Here is an 18,540-nt window from a genome sequence, read left to right on the forward strand (position 1 = left end):
CGCACGTGCTGTGCGGAAATCAACAGCATCATGAACCGCTCACGTTCCGTCGCGTTCCGGCATTCCAGGCAACCTGTTCCGGTGACGGTGCGAACGCCTCAACGCGGCGGATCGCAATTTCCGCATCGATCAGCGTATTCAGCGCGCTAACGCATGGGCTTGCGCGGCAATGCCCATGCCGAGCGCACGGATGTCGAGCGACTCGGCAAATTCGATCATGTCGCGTTCCACGATGACGGCCCCGGCCGCCGAAAGGCGCGCCAACGCACAGGCAAAGGCTTTCGCCACGGGCGCCGGCATCCACGTGGGAAAACGTCTTCGGCACCGCCAGGCACAGTGAGCGCAAGACCAGGCGTTCGCGCCGGGTTTTGGTAGTACGATATCGCCCTTGCAAGCATTGCCGTGTTGTCGGGAGAGAGTTTTGCCATCAGTGGATCACCGTAGCGCCGGTTCATCGCGCGCCCGGACCAGGACCGAAGAACCATCGCAGAACGAGCGGGCCTACACCGGCCTGCGGGAACGGCTGACCACGCTGGTCTACCGTCCCGGCGAGCATCTCAATATCTCCACCCTGGTGGACGATCTCGACATTGGCCGCACGCCGATCAACCAGGCGCTGCACCGGCTCGCCAACGAAGGGCTGGTTCAGATCCTGCCGCGCAAGGGCGTGGTGGTCGCGCCGCTTTCCATTGACGACGCCCTGCACCTGATCGACGTGCGGCTGGCCAACGAAACGCTGTGCGCCAGGCTGGCCGCCGAGCGCATCACCCCCGCCGGCTTGCAGAAGCTCGATGCCATCCTGCGCCAGGTCGACGATGCCGTGGCGCGGCGCGACCTGCCGCTGGTGACCCACCTGGACCGGCTGTTCCATGAGCAGATCGCGGAAATTTCGGCTAATCCGATCCTGATCGAGATCCTCAAGGTGCTGCATGCGCGCTCGCAACGCTTCTGGGCCATCTCGCTGTCGTCCGAAGGGCACCTGGGCGAAGTCGGCGCCGAGCACCGCGCCATCCTGCAGGCGCTGCGCGACGGCGACGCCGCGGCAGCGGCCAGCGCGGTCACGGCGCATGTGCTCTCTTTTCGCCAGTCCTTGCTGCAAGGCCGCCGCGAAACCGTCTTCGCGTCGGCGGACCAGGCTTAGCTTTCCAGCGGCTTGTTCGCCGTTTCCCGGGCGGCCAGCAAGGCCACCAGCGTCAACGCCAGGGCAGCGCAGACATACAGCGAGATGGCCAGCGTCGAGCCATACGACTTGTACAGGCTGGCGATGATCAGCGGCGCGAAGCCGCCTCCCACGATGCCGGCCAGCGTATAGGCCAGCGACGACCCGGCATAGCGCACCCGCGTGGGGAACTGCTCGGTCACGAAGGCCGCCTGCGGGCCGTACATCATGGCGTGGATGATCAGCCCGACCACCACTGCCGCGCAGATCTGCAGCGGCTGCGCGCTGTCCATCAGCCGGAAGAAGACGAAGGCCCACACCACCGCCAGCAAGGCGCCGGCGATATACACTGGCCGGCGCCCGAGCCGGTCCGACAGGCTGCCGAACAAAGGCACCGCAACGGCGTTGCACGCCGCCCCGATCATGGTCGCGGTCAGCGCCAGCGGCCGGGACAGGTGCAGCACGCTGGTCACGTAAGTCAGCGTGAATACCACCACCAGCGCATAGAGCACGTCGGAGCCAATGCGCACGCCGCCGGCCAGCAGCAGGCGCCGCCAGTGATCCACGAACACTTCCTTGATCGGGGTCCTGGCCGTGCTCTTGCGCGCCTCCATCTCCCTGAACAGCGGCGTTTCCTCAACGCCCTTGCGCAGCCACAGCCCAAAGACGACCAGCAGCACGCTCGACAGGAACGGAATGCGCCAGCCCCATGCCTGGAAATCCTCCGGGCTCAGCCACAGCGAAACCACGGCGATAAAGCCAGTACCCAGCAGCGTGCCGCACGACGGCCCCACCTGGGTAAAGGAAGCATTGCGCCCGCGCTGGTGCTGCTCGCCGTGTTCCATCGACAGCAGGACCGCGCCCGCCCATTCGCCGCCGATGGCCGCGCCTTGCAGGAAGCGCAGCGCCACCAGCAGGATCGGGCTCCAGATGCCCCACGACATGTAGGTGGGCAGCAAACCCATCAGGCCCGTGGCCACGCCCATCAGGACCAGCGTGGCGACCAGCACGAAGCGCCGGCCGAGCTTGTCGCCAAGGTGCCCGAACAACACGCCGCCAAGCGGGCGCGAGACATAGCCCACCGCATAGGTGGAGAACGCCAGGATCGTGCCGGTGAGCGGATCGAACGAGGGGAAGAAGACCGCGTTGAACACCAGCGCGGCCATCAGGTTGTAGACAGTGAAGTCGTACCATTCCAGCGTGGTGCCGATGGTGCTGGCCGCGGCCAGACGGCCCATCTTCGGCGCGGCGGTGCCGGAAGCGGCGGCATCGGATGCGCCCGGCGCGGCGGAAATCGTGTTGGCGTTGTGCATCACACCACCTCCCGCGCGAAGAGCTTCCACTTGAGTGCGTAGCGGGCAGCCTGCTGCACCGGGGCGCCCAGCCGTTCAGCGGCTTCCTGCAGTGCCAGTTCGCTCGCGGCTGCGGCGCTGCTCTCGATCACCAGGATGGGCAGCAACTGCCGGTCCGCCAGGCATTCCTTCGGCAAGGGCTGGCTCAGCTCCGCGTCCGGCATCAGCAGGTAGGACTGGACGAAACCGGCCCGCGCGGAGAGTTGCCCGCCCACCTCGCCAGCGAGATCGACCAGCGCCAGCGCGTCCTCCGGCTGCGCCAGCGGCAATACGGCGAGCCAGCTGCCGCTGCCTTGCCCGACCGTGGCGGTGACTTCGCTCACGCGGCGCATCGGCTGGCGCATGCGCGCCAGGTTGGCCACGGACCACGGCGTCTGGCGGCGGAACGCCGCCTGGTAGGCCGCGGACGTGAATGCCGCAAGCGACTCGGTGCGATACAGGCCGAGATACTTCGGGCCGCCCTGTACGGCCTCATAGCGCGCCGCGGAGATAAAGCCTTCGATACGGGCGCGCTCCTCGACATGCTCGCGGTCGTACCACTGATTGAAATCGGCCTCGTCGGCCGCGTCCACATTGGACGCGACGAACAACATGCCCTGCGGGGCGATCCCCGTCAGGCGTTCCATCGCCAAACTCTCGGTCGCAAACATCTCGCTCATCAAACTCTCCGGTTGCCACGCTGATTCCAAAGCGGTGAGTTGATGATCGGCGCGATCGCCGCGCGCGACAAACGGGTTTTTCTTCGTGTTTCCGATCAGTTTTTCTGTTCGACCCGGCCGCGTTCGCGCACCAGCGTAGCGCACTGCGGCGCATCACTCCGGCGCAAACGGTGCGGGCAGCGAGCGCACGAAGCGATCCGATTCGCGGCACGCAAGCTCCGCGACCAGCCGGATCGCCTCCGACGCGGCGTGATCGAGATGGCTTACCACCAGACGCTGATGCGGCAGCGGCACGTCGCACGCAATCACACGCAGCTCGCCGCGCTCGACTTCTTCGCGCACGGGTGCCAGCGGCATCAGCGCATTGCCAAAGCCGGCTTTCACCAGGCGCACGATGGCCGCGATGGAACTGACGCAGTGCACTTTGCCGACCGGCAACCCCGCCTTGCGGTACAGTTCCTTAAGCGCCAGGTGCGGCTGCGAACCGGGACTCATGGTGATGGTCGGGTGCTGCAGCAGCGAGGCCAGCTTTCCTTCGCCCGGCTGTGCCGTCCCGGCCGGCCCGATCCACCCTATCGCCATCGGCAGGCACGGCGTGCTGGTGATGCCCTCGCCCACCGCGGGATCGGTCTGCAAGGCGATATCGATGCCGCCGGCACGCAAGGTCTTGTGCAGGCCTTCGGTGGTTTCCGAAGTGATCTGCACCTCGATACCGGGATAGGACGATTGCAGATGCCGCAGGAAATCCACCAGCCAGGTATGCACCACGCTCTCGATGGCGCCGATGCGCACCAGCCCCAGCAACTCATGGCCCGAGCGGCCCAGCACCATGATCTCCCGCTGCAGTTCCAGCAGCCGTTCGCCGTAGCCCAGCAGGCGCAGGCCCACTGGCGTGAGCCGCAGGTCGCGCGCCTCGCGCTCGAACACGCGCGCGCCGATTTCCTGCTCCAGCGAGGCAATGCGATTGGACATCGCGGCCTGGGTGATATGCAGCTTCTCGGCCGCCGCGCGAAAGCTGCCAAGGCGGGCTACCCACATGAAGGCTTCGACGAAGCGCGTGTTCATGGCGCGGCACCCCGGCCCGGCCGCGCCCCACAGTGGTGCGCCCCTTCCGTCAAACCTGCTCCCGGCCAGATCGGTCCGGTTCCGGCAAATGCATGTTTATCGCCTTGTGAAATTTCACAGAATTAACAGAGAGATTGTATGCAATATCCGCGCCAGCGCTGTAGTGGCATTCCCTAGCTTGCCCTGGCGCCATCGGTTAAATGTGCAGCACAATAAACATCCCCTCTGACGTGGGGTGGTGCCCGCTGGAGCCCAGTGGGCGTAAGCCGGGACGCGGCAAGGACCGGATAAGCGCCGCCGTGTGCACTTTTTCCTCGCGCGCAGGCGCTACAATGCGCGTCCGCGCTGCCGGCAGGCAAGGGATGCGGCCTGCGACGGGCAGGCAAACCAGAGCCAGCGCTGAAAAGACCATAAGAGCAACAACCATAGAAAGGTCCAGTCTTGTCTTCGGAGCACTTTCCCAGGATCAAGGCGTTGTGGAACACTCAGGAGACGCTCTCGCGCGATGCGTGGGAAGAGTTCTATCAACGCGTGATGGCTGTTCTGGCTAACTACCGCCCGCGCGAGGCCGCGTCGCTCGACGACGCCTTGCCCGATCTGCGCCATCAGTTCTTCGTCGAGCGTGTAATGCCCGGCGAGGGGCGCAACGGCCCCGCGCACGCGGACGACCTGCGCCTTTACCGCAACCGGTGACCCAACCTGTGACCCAACCGGCGGCGCGCGGCGGGCAGCCGGACGGTGCGCAAGACACAACGGTAAGCACGGCCGGCAGCAGCGGCGGCAGGAAAGAAAGGCCCATGCCGCATCCACCGGCCGCCCCGGCTGGCCCCGCCAGCGGCGGCCGCTGGGTCAAGCCCTTTGCCGCCCTTGCCGCCGCCCTGGCCATCCTGCAATCCGGCCTGCTGCTGTGGCGCTACCACAGCGACGGCGCAACGCCGGCGGCGGCGCCCCGGGCCCCTGGCGCCGGCGGCAACGACATCCGCGCGCAGTTCCGCCCGGAAGCCACCGAGGCCGAGATCCGGGCCTGGCTGCTGCGGCAAGGCCTGCAGATCGTCGGCGGACCCGACACGGCGGGCAGCTTCATGCTGCACGCGGACGATGGGCGGCAAGCGCTGCCAGCACCCGGCCCCGGCAATCCGCTCGCCCGGCCCAATCCCTGAGCACGGCGCGCAGCGTGCAATCCGGGTTTCGCTGGCGGCAGTGGCATCGCTCTTGCGCCAGCGCCATCCTCGTCCTACGCCATGCCTCCTCCGCGCAAAGACGCAGCCTTCGGAGCGCGCGCTGCCGCCCGCCAAAGAGCACCAATCCGCGATGATTTCCGGCGGCCACTTCACGCCGTACCTGGAGCACTTCAAGACGACCAGCCAGGCCGCGCGCGAATGGTTCGCCAGGCATCTGAAGCCCTGACCACAACAAAGGCTGCGGCAGCGCCCCGCCGCAGCCTTTGCACACGGGTCCTCAGTAGCCGGGGGCGCCTGCGGGCAGGTCCAGCCGCGCTACCAGGTCCGTCAGCGCCGCCGCGCAAGACACATCCACCTTCAGCGCGAGCAGCGCATCCGCACGGGTCTGGCCGAGGTTGATGGCGGCGACAGGCTTGCCCAGCTTGCCGGCGGCGAGGCAGAAGCGGTAGCCCGAGAACACCGTCAGCGATGAACCGATCACCAGCAGTGCATCGGCCTGCGTCAGCGCCAGCATGCTGGCATCCACGCGTTCCCTCGGCACGGATTCCCCGAAGAACACCACGTCGGGTTTCAGCACGCCGCCGCAATGCCCGCAGGCGGGAATGCGTACCGCCTCGAAGCTGGCCAGTTCAAGATGGGCATCGCCATCGGAGGCGGGCAAGGCGCGCAACGCCGCCAGGTCGGGGTTCTCGGCTTCCAGCTGCGATTGCAGCGAGGCCCGTGCCCGGCGCGTGCCGCAAGCCAGGCAGATCACGCTGCCAACGTGGCCGTGCAGTTCAATCACGCCGGTACTGCCGGCGCGCTGGTGCAGGCCGTCCACATTCTGCGTCACCAGCTGGCGCAGGTAGCCGGCGGTTTGCAATTGCGCCAGCGCGAAGTGCGCGGCGTTCGGCTGCGCATTGGCAAGCACCGGCCAGCCCAGCATGCTGCGCGCCCAATAGCGCTGGCGCACCGCGTGCGAGCGGAAGAAGTCCTGCGCCTGCACGGGCGGCGTGCGCTGCCAGTTGCCCTGCGCGTCGCGGTAGCCTGGAATGCCGGAATCGGTGCTGATGCCGGCCCCGGTCAGTACGAGCAGGCGGGGATGGCCCCGCACGAACGCATGGAGATCGGCCAGGACAGGCTGGTCGGTAAGGGGCACGGGCACGGGGGAGGCTCCTTGTGCGTTGCGTGTGGCGTATTCGCCAGGCGAACCGGCGCCGGCGGCTCAGAAAACGGGGCCACCCGCGCTGGCGTCCGCCGTCTGGCCAGCGAGCGCCTGCCACGCCTTGAGTTCGGCGCGATAGCGCTCCATCGCCTCGGCGTGCAGGTCGAAAATGCAGGGCTCGCAGCCATTGCCGCAGCAATCGTTGATATCCGGCGTGGGCGGGGCAACAGGCCTGGGCGGCAATGCCGCCGCTGCCGGCTCCGGCGCGTTCGCTGGTTCTGGGTTGCGTCCTGCCTTGGACGCCGGGTTTTCTTCCGACACCATCTGCTCCGATTGATTTGCCCGGTCAGTATACGGTACGGCCCGGAGCGGCAAGCCCGGCGGCAAAGGCGGCGCACTGGTCAGCCGCCCGTCCCGGCCGCAGGCTTGCGGGCTTCCAGCACCGCGCGCAGCCGGGTGACCGCCTCGGTGGATTCGGCCTCGATGCGCTTGCGCAGCAGCAGGCGGTTGGTCAGCGCAAAAAGAAGGTTCGGCGCCGCGTAGCTGAAGTCGCGCCGGAAGCGCGTGCCCTGCGGCGTCGGGGCGAGCGTGTAGCGCACCGTTCCCGCCTCGCGCCCGTCGATGGTGCCCTGGATCATCCAGACGGAGGGGCGGCTGCGCTCGACCACGGTCCACACCACCTTGCCGCGCCGCCCGGCCACCAGGAAGGTCTCGGTAACCTGCTCGCCAGGCAGCAGCGGATGATCCGCCGCGCCGGTCACCGCCAGGGAAGACGGATGCCAGTCGGGCCAGTTGGCGGGCGTGGAGACGTAATCGAAGACCACCGCGTCGGGTTGCGCGATCGTCACCTGGTTCACGATATGCGTAACGTCGCGCCAGGCGCGGGGCACAGGCAGCAGCAGGATGGCGGCCGCGCCCACCAGGATGAGCAGCGCAGCAAAAAGGGTTCGGTGCGGTCTCATGGCGAGCAACGCGAAAGGATGGCGCGCAGGACAACTGCGGCAATGCCAGCGGCCCTTCCGGCGCGTGTGGCCGCGATGCTTCCAGTTTAGTCAGCTTTGCCGGCCGCGTCGGGCCGGCATCGGATGAAGCGCGGCAACCGCGCGAGGGCGGTTGCCGCGGCTTGCAGGCGCGCTTAGCGGCTCGCGGCCAGCGGGCCGGGGCCTGCCTGTGCCATCTCGGGCGTGGCCTCGGGCAAGGGCCCCCAACCGCCACCCAGCCTGCGCACCAGCGCCACCGTCGCGGAAGCGCGCAGGCCGGCCACCTGGTTGGCCTCGCGCTGCGACTGCAGCACTGTGCGGTCGGCGTCGATCACCGTCAGGTAATCCACCGCACCGGCCTCATACCGGCTGCGCGAGATCCTGGCCGCGCGCCGGGCGCCTCCCAGCGCGCCGTCCAGCGCACCGGCCTGCTGGCTCAGCCAGCGCACATCGGCCAGGCTGTCTTCCACCTCGCGCAGCGCCGTCAGCACGCTCTGGCGATAGCCCGCCACCGCTTCCTCGTGCTGCGCGCGCGCCGCCGCCAGGTTGGCCTTGTTGCGGCCGCCGTCCAGGATCGGCTGCGCAATCGTGCTGCCGATCAGCGGCCCCAGCATCCAGGCACGCGATGACCACTTGAACAGGTTCGACAAGTCGTTCGATTCGAATCCGAACAAGCCGGTCAGCGTGATGCGCGGGAAGAACGCCGACTTGGCCACACCGATGCGCGCGTTGGCCGCCGCCATCAGGCGCTCGGCCTGCGCGATGTCGGGACGGCGCTCCAGCAGGTCCGAAGTCAGTCCTGCCGGCACCGTGATCAGCGCGGCGTCGAGCGGGCGCGCAGCCAGCGTAAAGGCGCCCGGCGGCGCGCCGGTCAGCACCGCCAGCGCGTGCTCCTGGTTGGCGCGGCGGCGCTCGATGCCGGCCAGGTCCGCCCGTGCCGTGCCCAGCTCGGCTTCGGCGCGGGCGGGATCGAGATCGGTGGTCTCGCCTTCGTCGAAACGGCGCTTGAGCAGCTTGAGCGCATCCTCGCGCAGCGTGATGGTGGCGTTGAGCAGGTCGCGCTCGCTGTCCAGCGTGCGCAGCGCGAAGTAGGCCTGCGCCACGTCGGCTTGCAGCGCGAGCTGCACCGAGCGGTACAGGTCTTCAGCGGCTTCGCCCTCCGCCCGCGCCGCCTTGACGTTGTCGGCCACGCGGCCGAACAGGTCGACCTCGTAGCCGGCGATGGCGCGCGCCCGCAATACCGTCTGCGGCGATACGCGCGTGCCGTCGGGCAGTCCTTGCGAGGCTGCCGAAAGCTGCGTGCGGGTCGGGTCCAGGCCCACGCTGAGCTGCGGGTACTGGTCTGCCTCGGCCACGCCGGTGAAGGCGCGCGCCTGCTTGACGCGGGCCGCGGCAATGGCGAGATCCTGGTTGGACTCGGTCGCCGCGGCAATCAGGCGGTCGAGATCGGCATCGCCGAAGATCTTCCACCATTCGCCGCGCTGCGCGCCTTCGGACGGGGTTGCCACCTTCCACCGGGCGCCTTCCGCCTGCGCGGCCTCGGCTTCCTTGTAGGCGGGCGTGGCGGCGGTGGCGCTCTCCGGCACCTTGTAGGTCGGTGCCAGCGAGCAGCCCGCCAGGACCAAGGCCACGGCCAGCGTGGCCAGGCGCGGCAGTGCCGCGGGCAGTAGCGATGTCATCCTGGATGTCATGGTTGCGTTCATTTCTGTCATCCTTATTCAGCGGAGGCGATAACCTTGTGGCTCGCCGACGGCGCATCCGACACCTTGCGGCGCTCACCGCGAGTCGCCAGCATGCGCAGCGCCACGTAGAACACCGGTGTCAGGAACAGCCCGAAGAACGTCACCCCCAGCATCCCCGCGAACACCGCCACGCCCATCGCGTGACGCATCTCCGCGCCGGCGCCGGTGGACACCACCAGCGGCACCACACCCATGATGAACGCGAACGACGTCATCAGGATCGGGCGCAGGCGCAGGCGGCTGGCTTCGATCGCCGCGGCCACGATGGAGCGGCCTTCATGCTCCAGCTCCCGCGCAAACTCCACGATCAGGATCGCGTTCTTCGCCGACAGCCCCACCAGCACGATGAAACCGATCTGCGTGAAGATGTTGTTGTCGCCACGGGTCAGCCACACGCCCGTCATGGCGGCCAGCAGGCTGAGCGGCACGATCAGGATCACGGCCAGCGGCAGCGTCAGGCTTTCGTACTGCGCGGCCAGCACCAGGAACACCAGCAGCACGCACAGCGGGAAGATCCACACACCCGCATTGCCGGCCAGGATGTCCTGGTAGGTCAGGTCGGTCCACTCGAACTTGATGCCCTTGGGCAGCGTCTCGGCGGCGATGCGCTCGGCCGCGGCTTGCGCCTGGCCCGAGGAGAAGCCCGGCGCCGGGCCGCCGTTCATGTCGGCGGCGGTGAAGCCGTTGTAGCGCACCACGCTGTCGGGGCCGAACCCCTGCTTGACGGTGAGCAGCGACGACAGCGGCACCATCTCGCCGGCGGTGTTGCGCGTCTTCAGTTGCAGGATGTCCTCCGCGTGCGCGCGGAACTGCGCATCCGCCTGCACCTTGACCTGGTAGGTCCGGCCGAACTTGTTGAAGTCGTTGACATAGGCCGAGCCGAGGTAAGTCTGCAGCGTATCGAACACGTCCGTCACCGGCACGCCCAGCTGCTTGGCCTTGACGCGATCCAGCTTCACGTCGAGTTGCGGCACGTTGACCTGGTAGTTGGTGAAGATACCTGCCAGCTCCGGCGTGGCGCGCGCCTTGTTGGTGAACGCGTTGGTGGCGTCGAACAGCGCGTCGTAACCCAGCGCGGCACGGTCCTCGATCATCAGCTTGAAGCCACCGATGGTGCCCAGGCCCTGGACCGGCGGCGGCGGAAACACCGCGATGAAGGCGTCCTGGATCGAAGCGTACTTGCCGTTGAGCTGCTGCGCGATGGCATTGCCCGACAGCTCCCTGGTCTTGCGTTCTTCAAACGGCTTGAGCGAGACGAACACGATGCCGGCGCTCGGGCTATTGGTGAAGCCGTTGATCGACAGGCCCGGGAAGGCAATCGCCGATTCCACGCCGGGCTGCTTGAGCGCGATGTCGGACATCTGGCGAATCACGTCCTCGGTGCGATCCAGCGTGGCGCCGTCAGGCAGCTTGGCGAAGCTCACCAGGTACTGCTTGTCCTGCGCCGGCACGAAGCCCTTGGGCACCAGCTGGAACACGCCCCAGGTCAGCGCCAGCATCACGGCGTACACGCCGAACACCGCGGTCTTGCGCGAGATCACGCCCTTCACGCCCTTGCCGTAGCGGTCGGCACTGGCGCCGAAGAAGCGGTTGAAGCGGGCAAAAAAGCCGCCCAGCACCCGATCCATGGCGCGCGACAGCCAGTCCTTCGGCGCATCGTGGCCACGCAGCAGCAGCGCGGACAATGCCGGCGACAGCGTCAGCGAATTGAAGGCCGAGATGATGGTCGAGATGGCGATGGTCAGCGCGAACTGCTTGTAGAACTGGCCGGTCAGGCCCGTCATGAAGGCCAGCGGCACGAACACGGCGATCAGCGTCAGCGCGATGGCGATGATCGGGCCGCTGACTTCGCGCATGGCCTTGTACGTCGCCTCCTTCGGAGACAGCCCCTCGGCAATATTCCGCTCGACGTTCTCCACCACCACGATCGCATCATCCACCACGATACCGATCGCCAGCACCAGCCCGAAAAGTGACAACGCGTTGATGGAGAAGCCAAACGCGTGCATCAGCCCGAACGTACCCACGATGGACACCGGCACCGCCAGCAGCGGAATCACCGAAGCGCGCCAAGTCTGCAGGAACAGGATCACCACCAGCACCACCAGCGCGATGGCTTCGAACAGCGTGTGGGTGACGGCCTCGATACTATGGCGCACGAACTGGGTCGGGTCATAGACGATGCTGTAGTCCACGCCATCGGGGAAGTTCTGCTTGAGTTCCTCCATGGTCTTGCGGACCTCATCCGAGATCTGGATGGCGTTGGAACCCGGCGCCTGGAAGATGGGAATGGCCACCGCGGACTTGTTGTCCAGCAGCGAGCGCAGCGCGTATTCCGATGCGCCCAGCTCGATACGGGCGACGTCCTTCAGGTACGTCACGCCGCCATCGGGCGAAGTCGCCACGATGATGTCGCCGAAGGCCTCGACCGTTTCCAGCCGGCCCTGCGCGTTCACGGAAAGCTGCAGGTCGGCGCCCGGCAGCGACGGCGAGGCGCCGATCACGCCGGCGGCCACCTGCACGTTCTGCTCGCGGATGGCCTTGACCACGTCGGCCGCGGCCAGCTTGCGCTCGGCCATCTTCTCCGGGTTCAGCCACACGCGCATGGAGTAGTCGCCCGAGCCGAACAACTGCACCTGGCCCACGCCCTGGATCCGCGCCAGGCGGTCCTTGACGTTGATCACCGCGTAGTTGCGCAGGTAGGTCATGTCGTAGCGGTCGTTCGGCGAGACCAGGTGGACCACCATGGTCAGGTCGGGCGAGCTCTTGACGGTGGTGATGCCGAGGCGGCGCACGTCCTCCGGCAAGCGCGGTTCGGCCTGCGCCACCCGGTTCTGCACGAGTTGCTGCGCCTTGTCCGGATCGGTGCCAAGCTTGAAGGTGACGGTCAGCGTCAGCAGGCCATCGCTATTGGATTGCGACGACATGTAGAGCATGTCTTCGACGCCGTTGATCTGCTCCTCCAGCGGAGACGCCACGGTAGCGGCGATCACCTTGGGGTTGGCGCCGGGATACTGCGCGCGCACCACCACGGACGGCGGCACCACCTCGGGATACTCCGAGATCGGCAGTTTGAACATCGAGATGGCGCCGATCAGGAAGATCAGCACCGATAGCACGCCGGCAAAGATAGGCCGGTCGATAAAGAATTTCGAGAGATTCATCTCAGTCTCGGCAGTCTTGGCGAAAAGGCTCCCCCTGGCGGCCTGGCATGCAGGCGCCATGTGGAGCGGGGAAGCTAAATATGGTTTGGCCTCGGGGGAGAGGTAGTTTCAATGCCGGCACATTGTGGATGCGCCCGCCCTCTCCCCCGGTCGCTCTCCCGCCATGCGGGAGAGCGAGCAAACCCTTGGCAGATTCAGCTCATGCGGCTCTTGCAGGATCGGCTCAGGTCACCGGTTTTCCATCGGCTGCCTTGTCCGTGGTTTTCTCCGTGGCCGCCTGCTTGCGGTCAGCCGATTCGGCACGTTGCTCCAGCTCGCGCTTGAACGCCATATCGACCGGCTTGGGCGCGACCGTGACGCCGGGACGCACGCGCTGCAGCCCGTTGACCACGATCTTCTCGTCGGCCTTCAAACCCTGGCGAATCACGCGCAGCCCTTCGTACGACGGTCCGAGCGTGACTTCGCGGTAGGCCAGCTTGTTCGCGCTATCCAGTACCAGCACGAACTTCTTGCCCTGGTCGGTGCCGATGGCGCGGTCGTTGATCAGCACCACCGGGTGCGGCGAGCCGCCACCGAGCTTGATGCGCGCATACAGGCCCGGCAGCAGGCGGCCATCCGGGTTGTCGAACACGGCGCGCACGCGGATGGTGCCGCTCTTGGTGTCGAGCCGGTTGTCCACCGACTGGATGCGGCCCTCGCGCGGATAATCCTCCTCGTTGGCCAGGCCCAGGAACACCGGCAACCTGGACTGCCCGCCTTGCGCGCCGGACGCGCCACCGGCTGTATCCGCCTTATCCGCCTTATCCGCCTTATCCGCTGTATTCGCCGTATTTGCCGTATAGCGCAGGTAAGTCTGCTCATCGAGTTCAAAGCTGGCGTACACCGGCGACACCGACACCACCGTGGTCAGCACCGGCGTGCCGGCACCGGCCGCCACCAGGTTGCCCACGGTGATCTCGGCACGCGATACGCGCCCGCTGACCGGGGCGGTGATCCGCGTATAGGCCAGGTTCAGCCGCGCCACTTCCAGCGAGGCCTGCGCGGCGCGCACATTGGCTACCGCTTCGCGGGCGCCGTTGTCGCGCTCGTCGAACTCGCGGCGCGATACCGCGTTGTCCTGCACCAGCCGCTGCGCGCGGGCCTGCTCGGTCTGCGCGTGGCTGGAACGCACTTGCGCGGCGGCCAGCGCGGCCTCGGCGCGCGCCACCTCGGCGGCGTAAGGGCGCGGGTCGATGGTGAAGAGCGGATCGCCCTTCTTCACCAGCGCGCCTTCGCGGAAGTGCACGGCGTCGATGGTGCCGCCGACCCTGGCGCGAATCTCCACACGGTCCACGGCTTCGAGACGGCCGGAGAACTCATCCCATTCGGTGATGGTCTTGCCCAGCGCGCTTGCCACGTCCACCGTGGCGGGCGCTGCCGGCGCGGGCACGGCCTGCGCCTCGCCGGCGTGCCAGGGCTTGAAGATCGAGGTGGCCAGGCCGGCGCCGAGCACAGCGACGATGGCCAGGGCAATCATGGTGCGCCGATATTGCTGATTCATTTTCTTGACTCCGTATTCCGTCTGCGGTTTTCTTCAACTGGAAAGCAAAAATGGGACGAACGCCCCCGCCGGCGCGCGCAAAGGATCGCGCCCGGTACGCCTGCTATGCGCAGGCCGGCTTGGCTTTGTAATTCGGGATCAGCCGGGCGGGCTGGCTCCTGTCTGGCGTTCGGCCTTGGGCGAGGCGTCGTCGTCGCCGGCAAGATAGCCTTGCAGGTAGCGCGCGCCTTCGTTTATCCACACCTGACATCGGTCGTGGGATTCTTCCACGCCGGCGCCACAGGCACCGGCCATGATTCGGGCTTCGGACGGCACGCCGGCCGTCAGCAGGCGGCCGGCGAAGGCTTCGCCTTCGGCGCGCAGCGCATCCTCCTCGGCCACCTGGATCAGCGTGGGCGGCAGGCCGGCCAGCCGCGAGGCAAGGGCCGGGGCCGCGTAGGGGTGCACGCTGGCGGCCGGGGTAGGCAGGTAATCGCGGTAGTACCCGGCCAGCCGCTGCAGCATTTCCAGCGGCACGCTGCGCCCGCCCTGCCCCACCGCGCACGATGCATGCTGCAGGCAGGGATCGGTAACCGGGCGGATCAGCCACTGCGCGCGCGGCTCCGGCAAGCCGCGGTCGCGCAGCATCTGCGACAGCGCGATCGCCAGGTTGCCACCCGCCTCCTCACCCACCACGGCAAAGCGCAGCTTGTCCACCTTGAGGCGGCGCGCATGGCGCAGCACCCACTCTGCGGTATGGAACGCATCTTCCGGCGCCGCCGGGAACGGGAAATCGGGGGCCAGCGAGTATGCCGGCGTCACCACCACCGCGGGTACCGTGCCGGCCAGCGAGCCTGCCAGGCGCTGGGACTTCTCCAGGCTGGCGTCGACAAAGCCACCGGCGTGCAGGTAGATCAGCCAGGGCAGCAGCGGCGCCGTCTTGCCCGCCGGATAGCCCGGCGGGTAGCTCAGGCGCACCGCGATCGTGCGGCCGCTGCTTTCCACCGTATGCTCGGTCGTGTGCCCCTCGGCCAGTTCGGCTGCGGAGGCTGCTGCTGCGGATTTCGGTTGCGTGGGCGACATGGCGGTGAGTTGTTGCGCGCTAACGGGTGCACTAGCGGGTGCACTAACGGGTACGTTAACGGCGCCTCCATTGCATATTGCGATGCAGCGAATTATGGTGGTTGATAAAGGTGGGATAAAGCGAGGCTTCACCAATGCACTGTTTCCCAGATGGAATAATCGCGGTTTCCGCGATCGGGAAACCCTTCGCTGTGCAAGGTCATCCGTTTTGTGATCCACTCCCGCACTTCCGCAGCCGCGCCACACGCGCAACCCGTCATGCGCCTGGCCGGGGCGCACCCCATTCGGGTGCCTGCCCGGCCGGCCGGACCTGCCTGTTTCCTTATCCGGGGGAGTGAACATGGATCGTCTCGTATCAATGCAGGCATTTACCCGCGTGGTGGATGTAGGCAGCTTTGCGCGGGCGGCCGAGTCGCTGGACCTGCCCAAGGCCACGCTCACGCGCCTGATCCAGAACCTGGAAACGCACCTGGGCGTCAAGCTGCTGCACCGGACCACCCGGCGCATCAGCGTCACCACCGACGGCGCCGCCTATTACGAACGCTGCGTGCGGATCCTGGCGGACGTGGAAGAGGCCGAGCAATCGCTCACCCACCAGAACAACACGCCACGCGGCACGCTGTGCGTTGACACCACCGCCGGGCTGGCGCAGCTGGTGCTGATCCCCAGGCTGCATGAGTTCTTCGCCGCGTATCCCGAGCTGAAGATGGAGCTGACCATCAACGGCAAGCCCATCGACCTGCTCAAGGAGGGCGTGGACGTGGTGCTGCGCGTGGGCGATCCGGTGGACGACACCATGGTGGCGCGCCGCATCGGGCAACTCCGGCTCGGCTTCTATGCCTCGCCGCTTTATCTCAAGAGCAACGGCACGCCCACCCAGCCCAGCGACCTGGTGCAGCACAAGGCCGTGAATTACCTGTCCAATCGCACCGGCCGCGAGATGCCGTGGCCGATGGGAGCGGGCGAGCAACGCACGGAAATGCTGCTGCCCTCGGCCATTTCCACCAACGACGCCGACGTCTACCTGGCCTGCGCGCTGGAAGGCCACGGGATTGCGCGCATCTCGCGCGTGATGGCGCTGCCGTATGTGGAAAGCGGCCGGCTGGTGGAGGTGCTCGCCGACTGGCCCACCGACTCGCTGCCGATCGCCGCCATGTATCCGCAAAACCGCCACCTGTCGGCCAAGGTGCGCGTCTTCGTCAACTGGGCAGCCGAACTGTTCGCGCGCCATCCGCATTTCGGGGAAACACAGGCGGGGCCGGCCCGGCAACCCCAGCCGCCCAAACTGGCGGCCTGAACGCGCCACGGGCTAGGTCGCGCTGGCCTTGGCGGATACGTTGGACGCATCCGCCACGGCCAGCGCTTCCACCTCGAACAACATCCCGTCGAGCGCCAGCCGCGGCACCGGGATCAGCGTGCAGGCCGGCTTGGGCGCATCGCCCCAGGCCCGCGCCAGCACCTCCGCCAGCACGCGCAGGCGCGCCTCATCGTGATCCACCACCAGTACGGTCAGCCTGGCAACCTGATGCAAGTGCGAACCGGCGGCGGCCAGCGCCACGCGCAGATTGTCCAGCGCCTGCCGCACCTGCGCCTCGAAACTGTCCGGCAAGCTGCCGTCCGCCCGCTCGCCGCCCTGCCCGGCCACGCAGATCAGGCTTGCGCCGGGCGCCACCAGCGCCACATGGGAGTAACCGTTCGCGCTCGGATCGTAGAGACCGAGGGGATTGAGCATGGTGAGCTGGCGCCTGGCGGGATGCGTGAGTGAGGCTGACATGGATGCAGTTTCCTTTTTCGGTGGCAATGCGCTGCTTGGCCGGATGCGGGACAGGCTCGACAAGGCTGCCCGTCTGCCCTAATATCCAAGAACGTTTTTGGATATTAGGCGCGCCGCATGAATTACACAACAGAAAGCTTGGATAACCCTACTGGTTCTCCGGGTGATCGCATCCTGTTCCTGCTGAAGACCAAGGGCGCGGCCTCGACCACGCAGATCGCGCAGGCGCTCGGAGGTACCGCGGAAGCCGCGCGCCAGCAGGTGCAGAAGCTGCTCGCCGCCGGACTGATCGAAGGCCGCCAGCAAAGCGCCGGCGGTGCCGGACGGCCGCGCCAGGACTGGACCCTGACCGCCAGCGGCCACGGGCGCTTTCCCGATACCCATGCGCAGCTCACCATCCAGTTGATCGGCTCGGTGCGGGAGTTGTTCGGGGAGGATGGGCTGGACAAGCTGATCGGCCAGCGCGAAGCGGAAACCCGCCAGCAATACCTTGCCGCCGTCGCCGGCCAGGAGCAGCTCGCGCAGCGGCTGGCGACCCTTGCCGCGCTACGCCAGGCCGAAGGCTATATGGCGCGCCTGGAGCAGGACGGGGCGGACTGGCTGCTGATCGAAGACCATTGCCCGATCTGCGCCGCGGCGCGGACCTGCCAGGGATTCTGCCGGGCCGAGCTGCGGATCTTCCAGGAAGTCGCCGGCAGCGAGGCGACGGTCACGCGCGAGGAACACCTGCTCAGCAATGCGCGCCGCTGCGTGTACCGGGTCAGGGCCGCGGCATAGGTTGCCGGGGGACAAACAGCAAGCAAGCGGAAAGCAAACAGAAACCGGAGACCCAGCCCATGACCTGCCGCCACGCAAACACGCCGACGGGATTGCTGCTGCAAGCCGCATTCTGCGCCTCCCTGCTGCTCTGCGCGCTGGTGGCGCGGGCACAGCCGGCGCCGGCACAGGTCGTCGATATCCCGACCCGTCCCGGCGTGACGCAGCGCTTCCTCTACCTCGCGCCCGCGCAGCCCAAGGCCGCCGTGATCCTCTACGCGGGCGGCCACGGCGGCCTGCAGATTTATCCCAACGGCAGCCTAGGCTGGGGTGCCGGCAACTTCCTGGTACGCGCACGCCAGCTCTTCGTCGACAACGGACTGGCGGTTGCGGTCATCGACGCACCCGGCGACCATCTGACCTCCCCCTTCCTGAACGGCTTCCGCCAGTCCGCCGAGCATGCCGAGGACGCCAGGGCCGTGATCGCCTGGATGCGCGGCCATACCAGCCTGCCCGTCTGGCTGGCCGGCACCAGCCGCGGTACGCAGTCGGTGGCCGCCATCGCCATCCGGCTCGCGGACGGCGGCGGCCCCGACGGCATCGTGCTGACCTCCACCATCCTGCGCGAGGAACGCGGCCGCCCGGTGCCGGCGATGGACCTCGGCAAGATCAAGGTGCCCGTGCTGGTCGTGCACCACGAGCAGGACGGCTGCAAGCTCTGCCCGTTCAGCGAAGTACAGGGACTGATGGACAAGCTCGCCAAGACGCCCAAGGCCGGCCTGATCCAGTTCGATGGCGGCAACAACGTGGGCGACCCTTGCGAAGCCATGGCGTATCACGGCTTCAACGGCATCGAGCCGCAGGTAGTGCAGGCGGTGGCGAGGTGGATCGGGGAGCGGTAGGCGCGAGGCTGGGGCTGCACCCGCCAGGATAAGCAAGTGACATCGCCGGCCGAGCATGCG

Annotated in this window: 18 protein-coding genes; 6 read left to right on the forward strand and 12 right to left on the reverse strand. The window is 67.4% G+C overall.

The features are described from left to right. Nucleotides 1-138: 138 nt before the first annotated feature. Nucleotides 139-288 carry a hypothetical protein gene (locus tag CF70_RS36450; RefSeq protein ID WP_160172224.1) on the reverse strand — a complete coding sequence of 50 codons (150 nt, stop codon included), beginning with the start codon at nt 286-288 and terminating at the stop codon, nt 139-141. Nucleotides 289-430: 142 nt separating this feature from the next. Between CF70_RS36450 and CF70_RS02450 the strand changes: the two genes are divergently transcribed. Continuing rightward, nucleotides 431-1,141, forward strand: a complete 711-nt coding sequence (locus tag CF70_RS02450; RefSeq protein WP_035859860.1) for a GntR family transcriptional regulator — start codon at nt 431-433, stop codon at nt 1,139-1,141. Here CF70_RS02450 and CF70_RS02455 read toward each other — a convergent pair. From CF70_RS02455 to CF70_RS02465, 3 genes are all read right to left on the reverse strand, one after another. Then, entirely contained in the window at nt 1,138-2,472 is a 1,335-nt protein-coding gene (locus CF70_RS02455; RefSeq protein ID WP_051647992.1) for an MFS transporter, read from the reverse strand. The two genes, CF70_RS02450 and CF70_RS02455, sit on opposite strands and share 4 nt — an antisense overlap. Next, complete coding sequence (locus CF70_RS02460; protein ID WP_200876681.1) at nt 2,472-3,170, reverse strand: DUF4286 family protein; 699 nt, start codon at nt 3,168-3,170, stop codon at nt 2,472-2,474. The genes CF70_RS02455 and CF70_RS02460 overlap by 1 nt, the downstream gene beginning before the upstream one ends. A 153-nt stretch (nt 3,171-3,323) precedes the next feature. Beyond that, nucleotides 3,324-4,235: a LysR family transcriptional regulator gene (locus tag CF70_RS02465; protein WP_035859863.1), complete on the reverse strand. Its 912-nt coding sequence runs from the start codon at nt 4,233-4,235 to the stop codon at nt 3,324-3,326. A gap of 474 nt (nt 4,236-4,709) precedes the next feature. Between CF70_RS02465 and CF70_RS02470 the strand changes: the two genes are divergently transcribed. Together CF70_RS02470 and CF70_RS02475 are read left to right on the forward strand one after the other, a co-directional pair. Then, complete coding sequence (locus tag CF70_RS02470) at nt 4,710-4,928, forward strand: hypothetical protein (protein WP_152561667.1); 219 nt, start codon at nt 4,710-4,712, stop codon at nt 4,926-4,928. Nucleotides 4,929-5,032: 104 nt separating this feature from the next. Further along, nucleotides 5,033-5,395 carry a hypothetical protein gene (locus CF70_RS02475; RefSeq protein WP_035859867.1) on the forward strand — a complete coding sequence of 121 codons (363 nt, stop codon included), beginning with the start codon at nt 5,033-5,035 and terminating at the stop codon, nt 5,393-5,395. Between the two features lie 298 nt (nt 5,396-5,693). On the opposite strand, the gene CF70_RS02485 is transcribed toward CF70_RS02475, so the two are convergent. From CF70_RS02485 to CF70_RS02515, 7 genes are all read right to left on the reverse strand, one after another. Beyond that, nucleotides 5,694-6,560, reverse strand: coding sequence for an NAD-dependent protein deacetylase (locus CF70_RS02485; RefSeq protein ID WP_414629419.1), 867 nt, complete (start codon nt 6,558-6,560; stop codon nt 5,694-5,696). A gap of 60 nt (nt 6,561-6,620) precedes the next feature. Then, complete coding sequence (locus CF70_RS02490) at nt 6,621-6,884, reverse strand: oxidoreductase-like domain-containing protein (protein ID WP_051647993.1); 264 nt, start codon at nt 6,882-6,884, stop codon at nt 6,621-6,623. A gap of 77 nt (nt 6,885-6,961) precedes the next feature. After that, nucleotides 6,962-7,522: an SRPBCC family protein gene (locus CF70_RS02495; protein ID WP_051647994.1), complete on the reverse strand. Its 561-nt coding sequence runs from the start codon at nt 7,520-7,522 to the stop codon at nt 6,962-6,964. Nucleotides 7,523-7,695: 173 nt separating this feature from the next. Beyond that, nucleotides 7,696-9,219, reverse strand: a complete 1,524-nt coding sequence (locus CF70_RS02500) for an efflux transporter outer membrane subunit (RefSeq protein WP_035859987.1) — start codon at nt 9,217-9,219, stop codon at nt 7,696-7,698. Nucleotides 9,220-9,254: 35 nt separating this feature from the next. Continuing rightward, nucleotides 9,255-12,446 (reverse strand): efflux RND transporter permease subunit, encoded by a 3,192-nt coding sequence (locus CF70_RS02505; RefSeq protein ID WP_035859873.1) that lies wholly within the window; start codon nt 12,444-12,446, stop codon nt 9,255-9,257. A 223-nt stretch (nt 12,447-12,669) separates the two neighbouring features. After that, a complete protein-coding gene (locus tag CF70_RS02510; RefSeq protein WP_035859876.1) occupies nt 12,670-13,986 on the reverse strand; it encodes an efflux RND transporter periplasmic adaptor subunit in 1,317 nt (438 codons plus the stop codon). Nucleotides 13,987-14,124: 138 nt separating this feature from the next. Continuing rightward, the gene (locus CF70_RS02515) at nt 14,125-15,048 is read right to left on the reverse strand and encodes an alpha/beta hydrolase (protein WP_035859878.1); all 924 of its coding nucleotides are present in this window, start codon (nt 15,046-15,048) and stop codon (nt 14,125-14,127) included. 340 nt (nt 15,049-15,388) lie between these two features. Here CF70_RS02515 and CF70_RS02520 point away from each other — a divergent pair, with 340 nt between their 5' ends. After that, nucleotides 15,389-16,345: a LysR family transcriptional regulator gene (locus tag CF70_RS02520; RefSeq protein WP_035859880.1), complete on the forward strand. Its 957-nt coding sequence runs from the start codon at nt 15,389-15,391 to the stop codon at nt 16,343-16,345. Between the two features lie 12 nt (nt 16,346-16,357). On the opposite strand, the gene CF70_RS02525 is transcribed toward CF70_RS02520, so the two are convergent. Further along, nucleotides 16,358-16,822 carry a RidA family protein gene (locus CF70_RS02525; protein WP_035859883.1) on the reverse strand — a complete coding sequence of 155 codons (465 nt, stop codon included), beginning with the start codon at nt 16,820-16,822 and terminating at the stop codon, nt 16,358-16,360. 117 nt (nt 16,823-16,939) lie between these two features. Here CF70_RS02525 and CF70_RS02530 point away from each other — a divergent pair, with 117 nt between their 5' ends. Both CF70_RS02530 and CF70_RS02535 read left to right on the forward strand, forming a co-directional pair. Next, nucleotides 16,940-17,599 (forward strand): helix-turn-helix transcriptional regulator, encoded by a 660-nt coding sequence (locus tag CF70_RS02530; RefSeq protein ID WP_035859885.1) that lies wholly within the window; start codon nt 16,940-16,942, stop codon nt 17,597-17,599. Between the two features lie 59 nt (nt 17,600-17,658). Beyond that, on the forward strand, nt 17,659-18,480 hold the full coding sequence (locus CF70_RS02535) for an alpha/beta hydrolase (RefSeq protein WP_051647995.1): 822 nt from the start codon (nt 17,659-17,661) through the stop codon (nt 18,478-18,480). Nucleotides 18,481-18,540 lie beyond the last annotated feature (60 nt).

Source organism: Cupriavidus sp. SK-3, from assembly GCF_000611145.1.
Taxonomy (GTDB): Bacteria; Pseudomonadota; Gammaproteobacteria; order Burkholderiales; family Burkholderiaceae; genus Cupriavidus.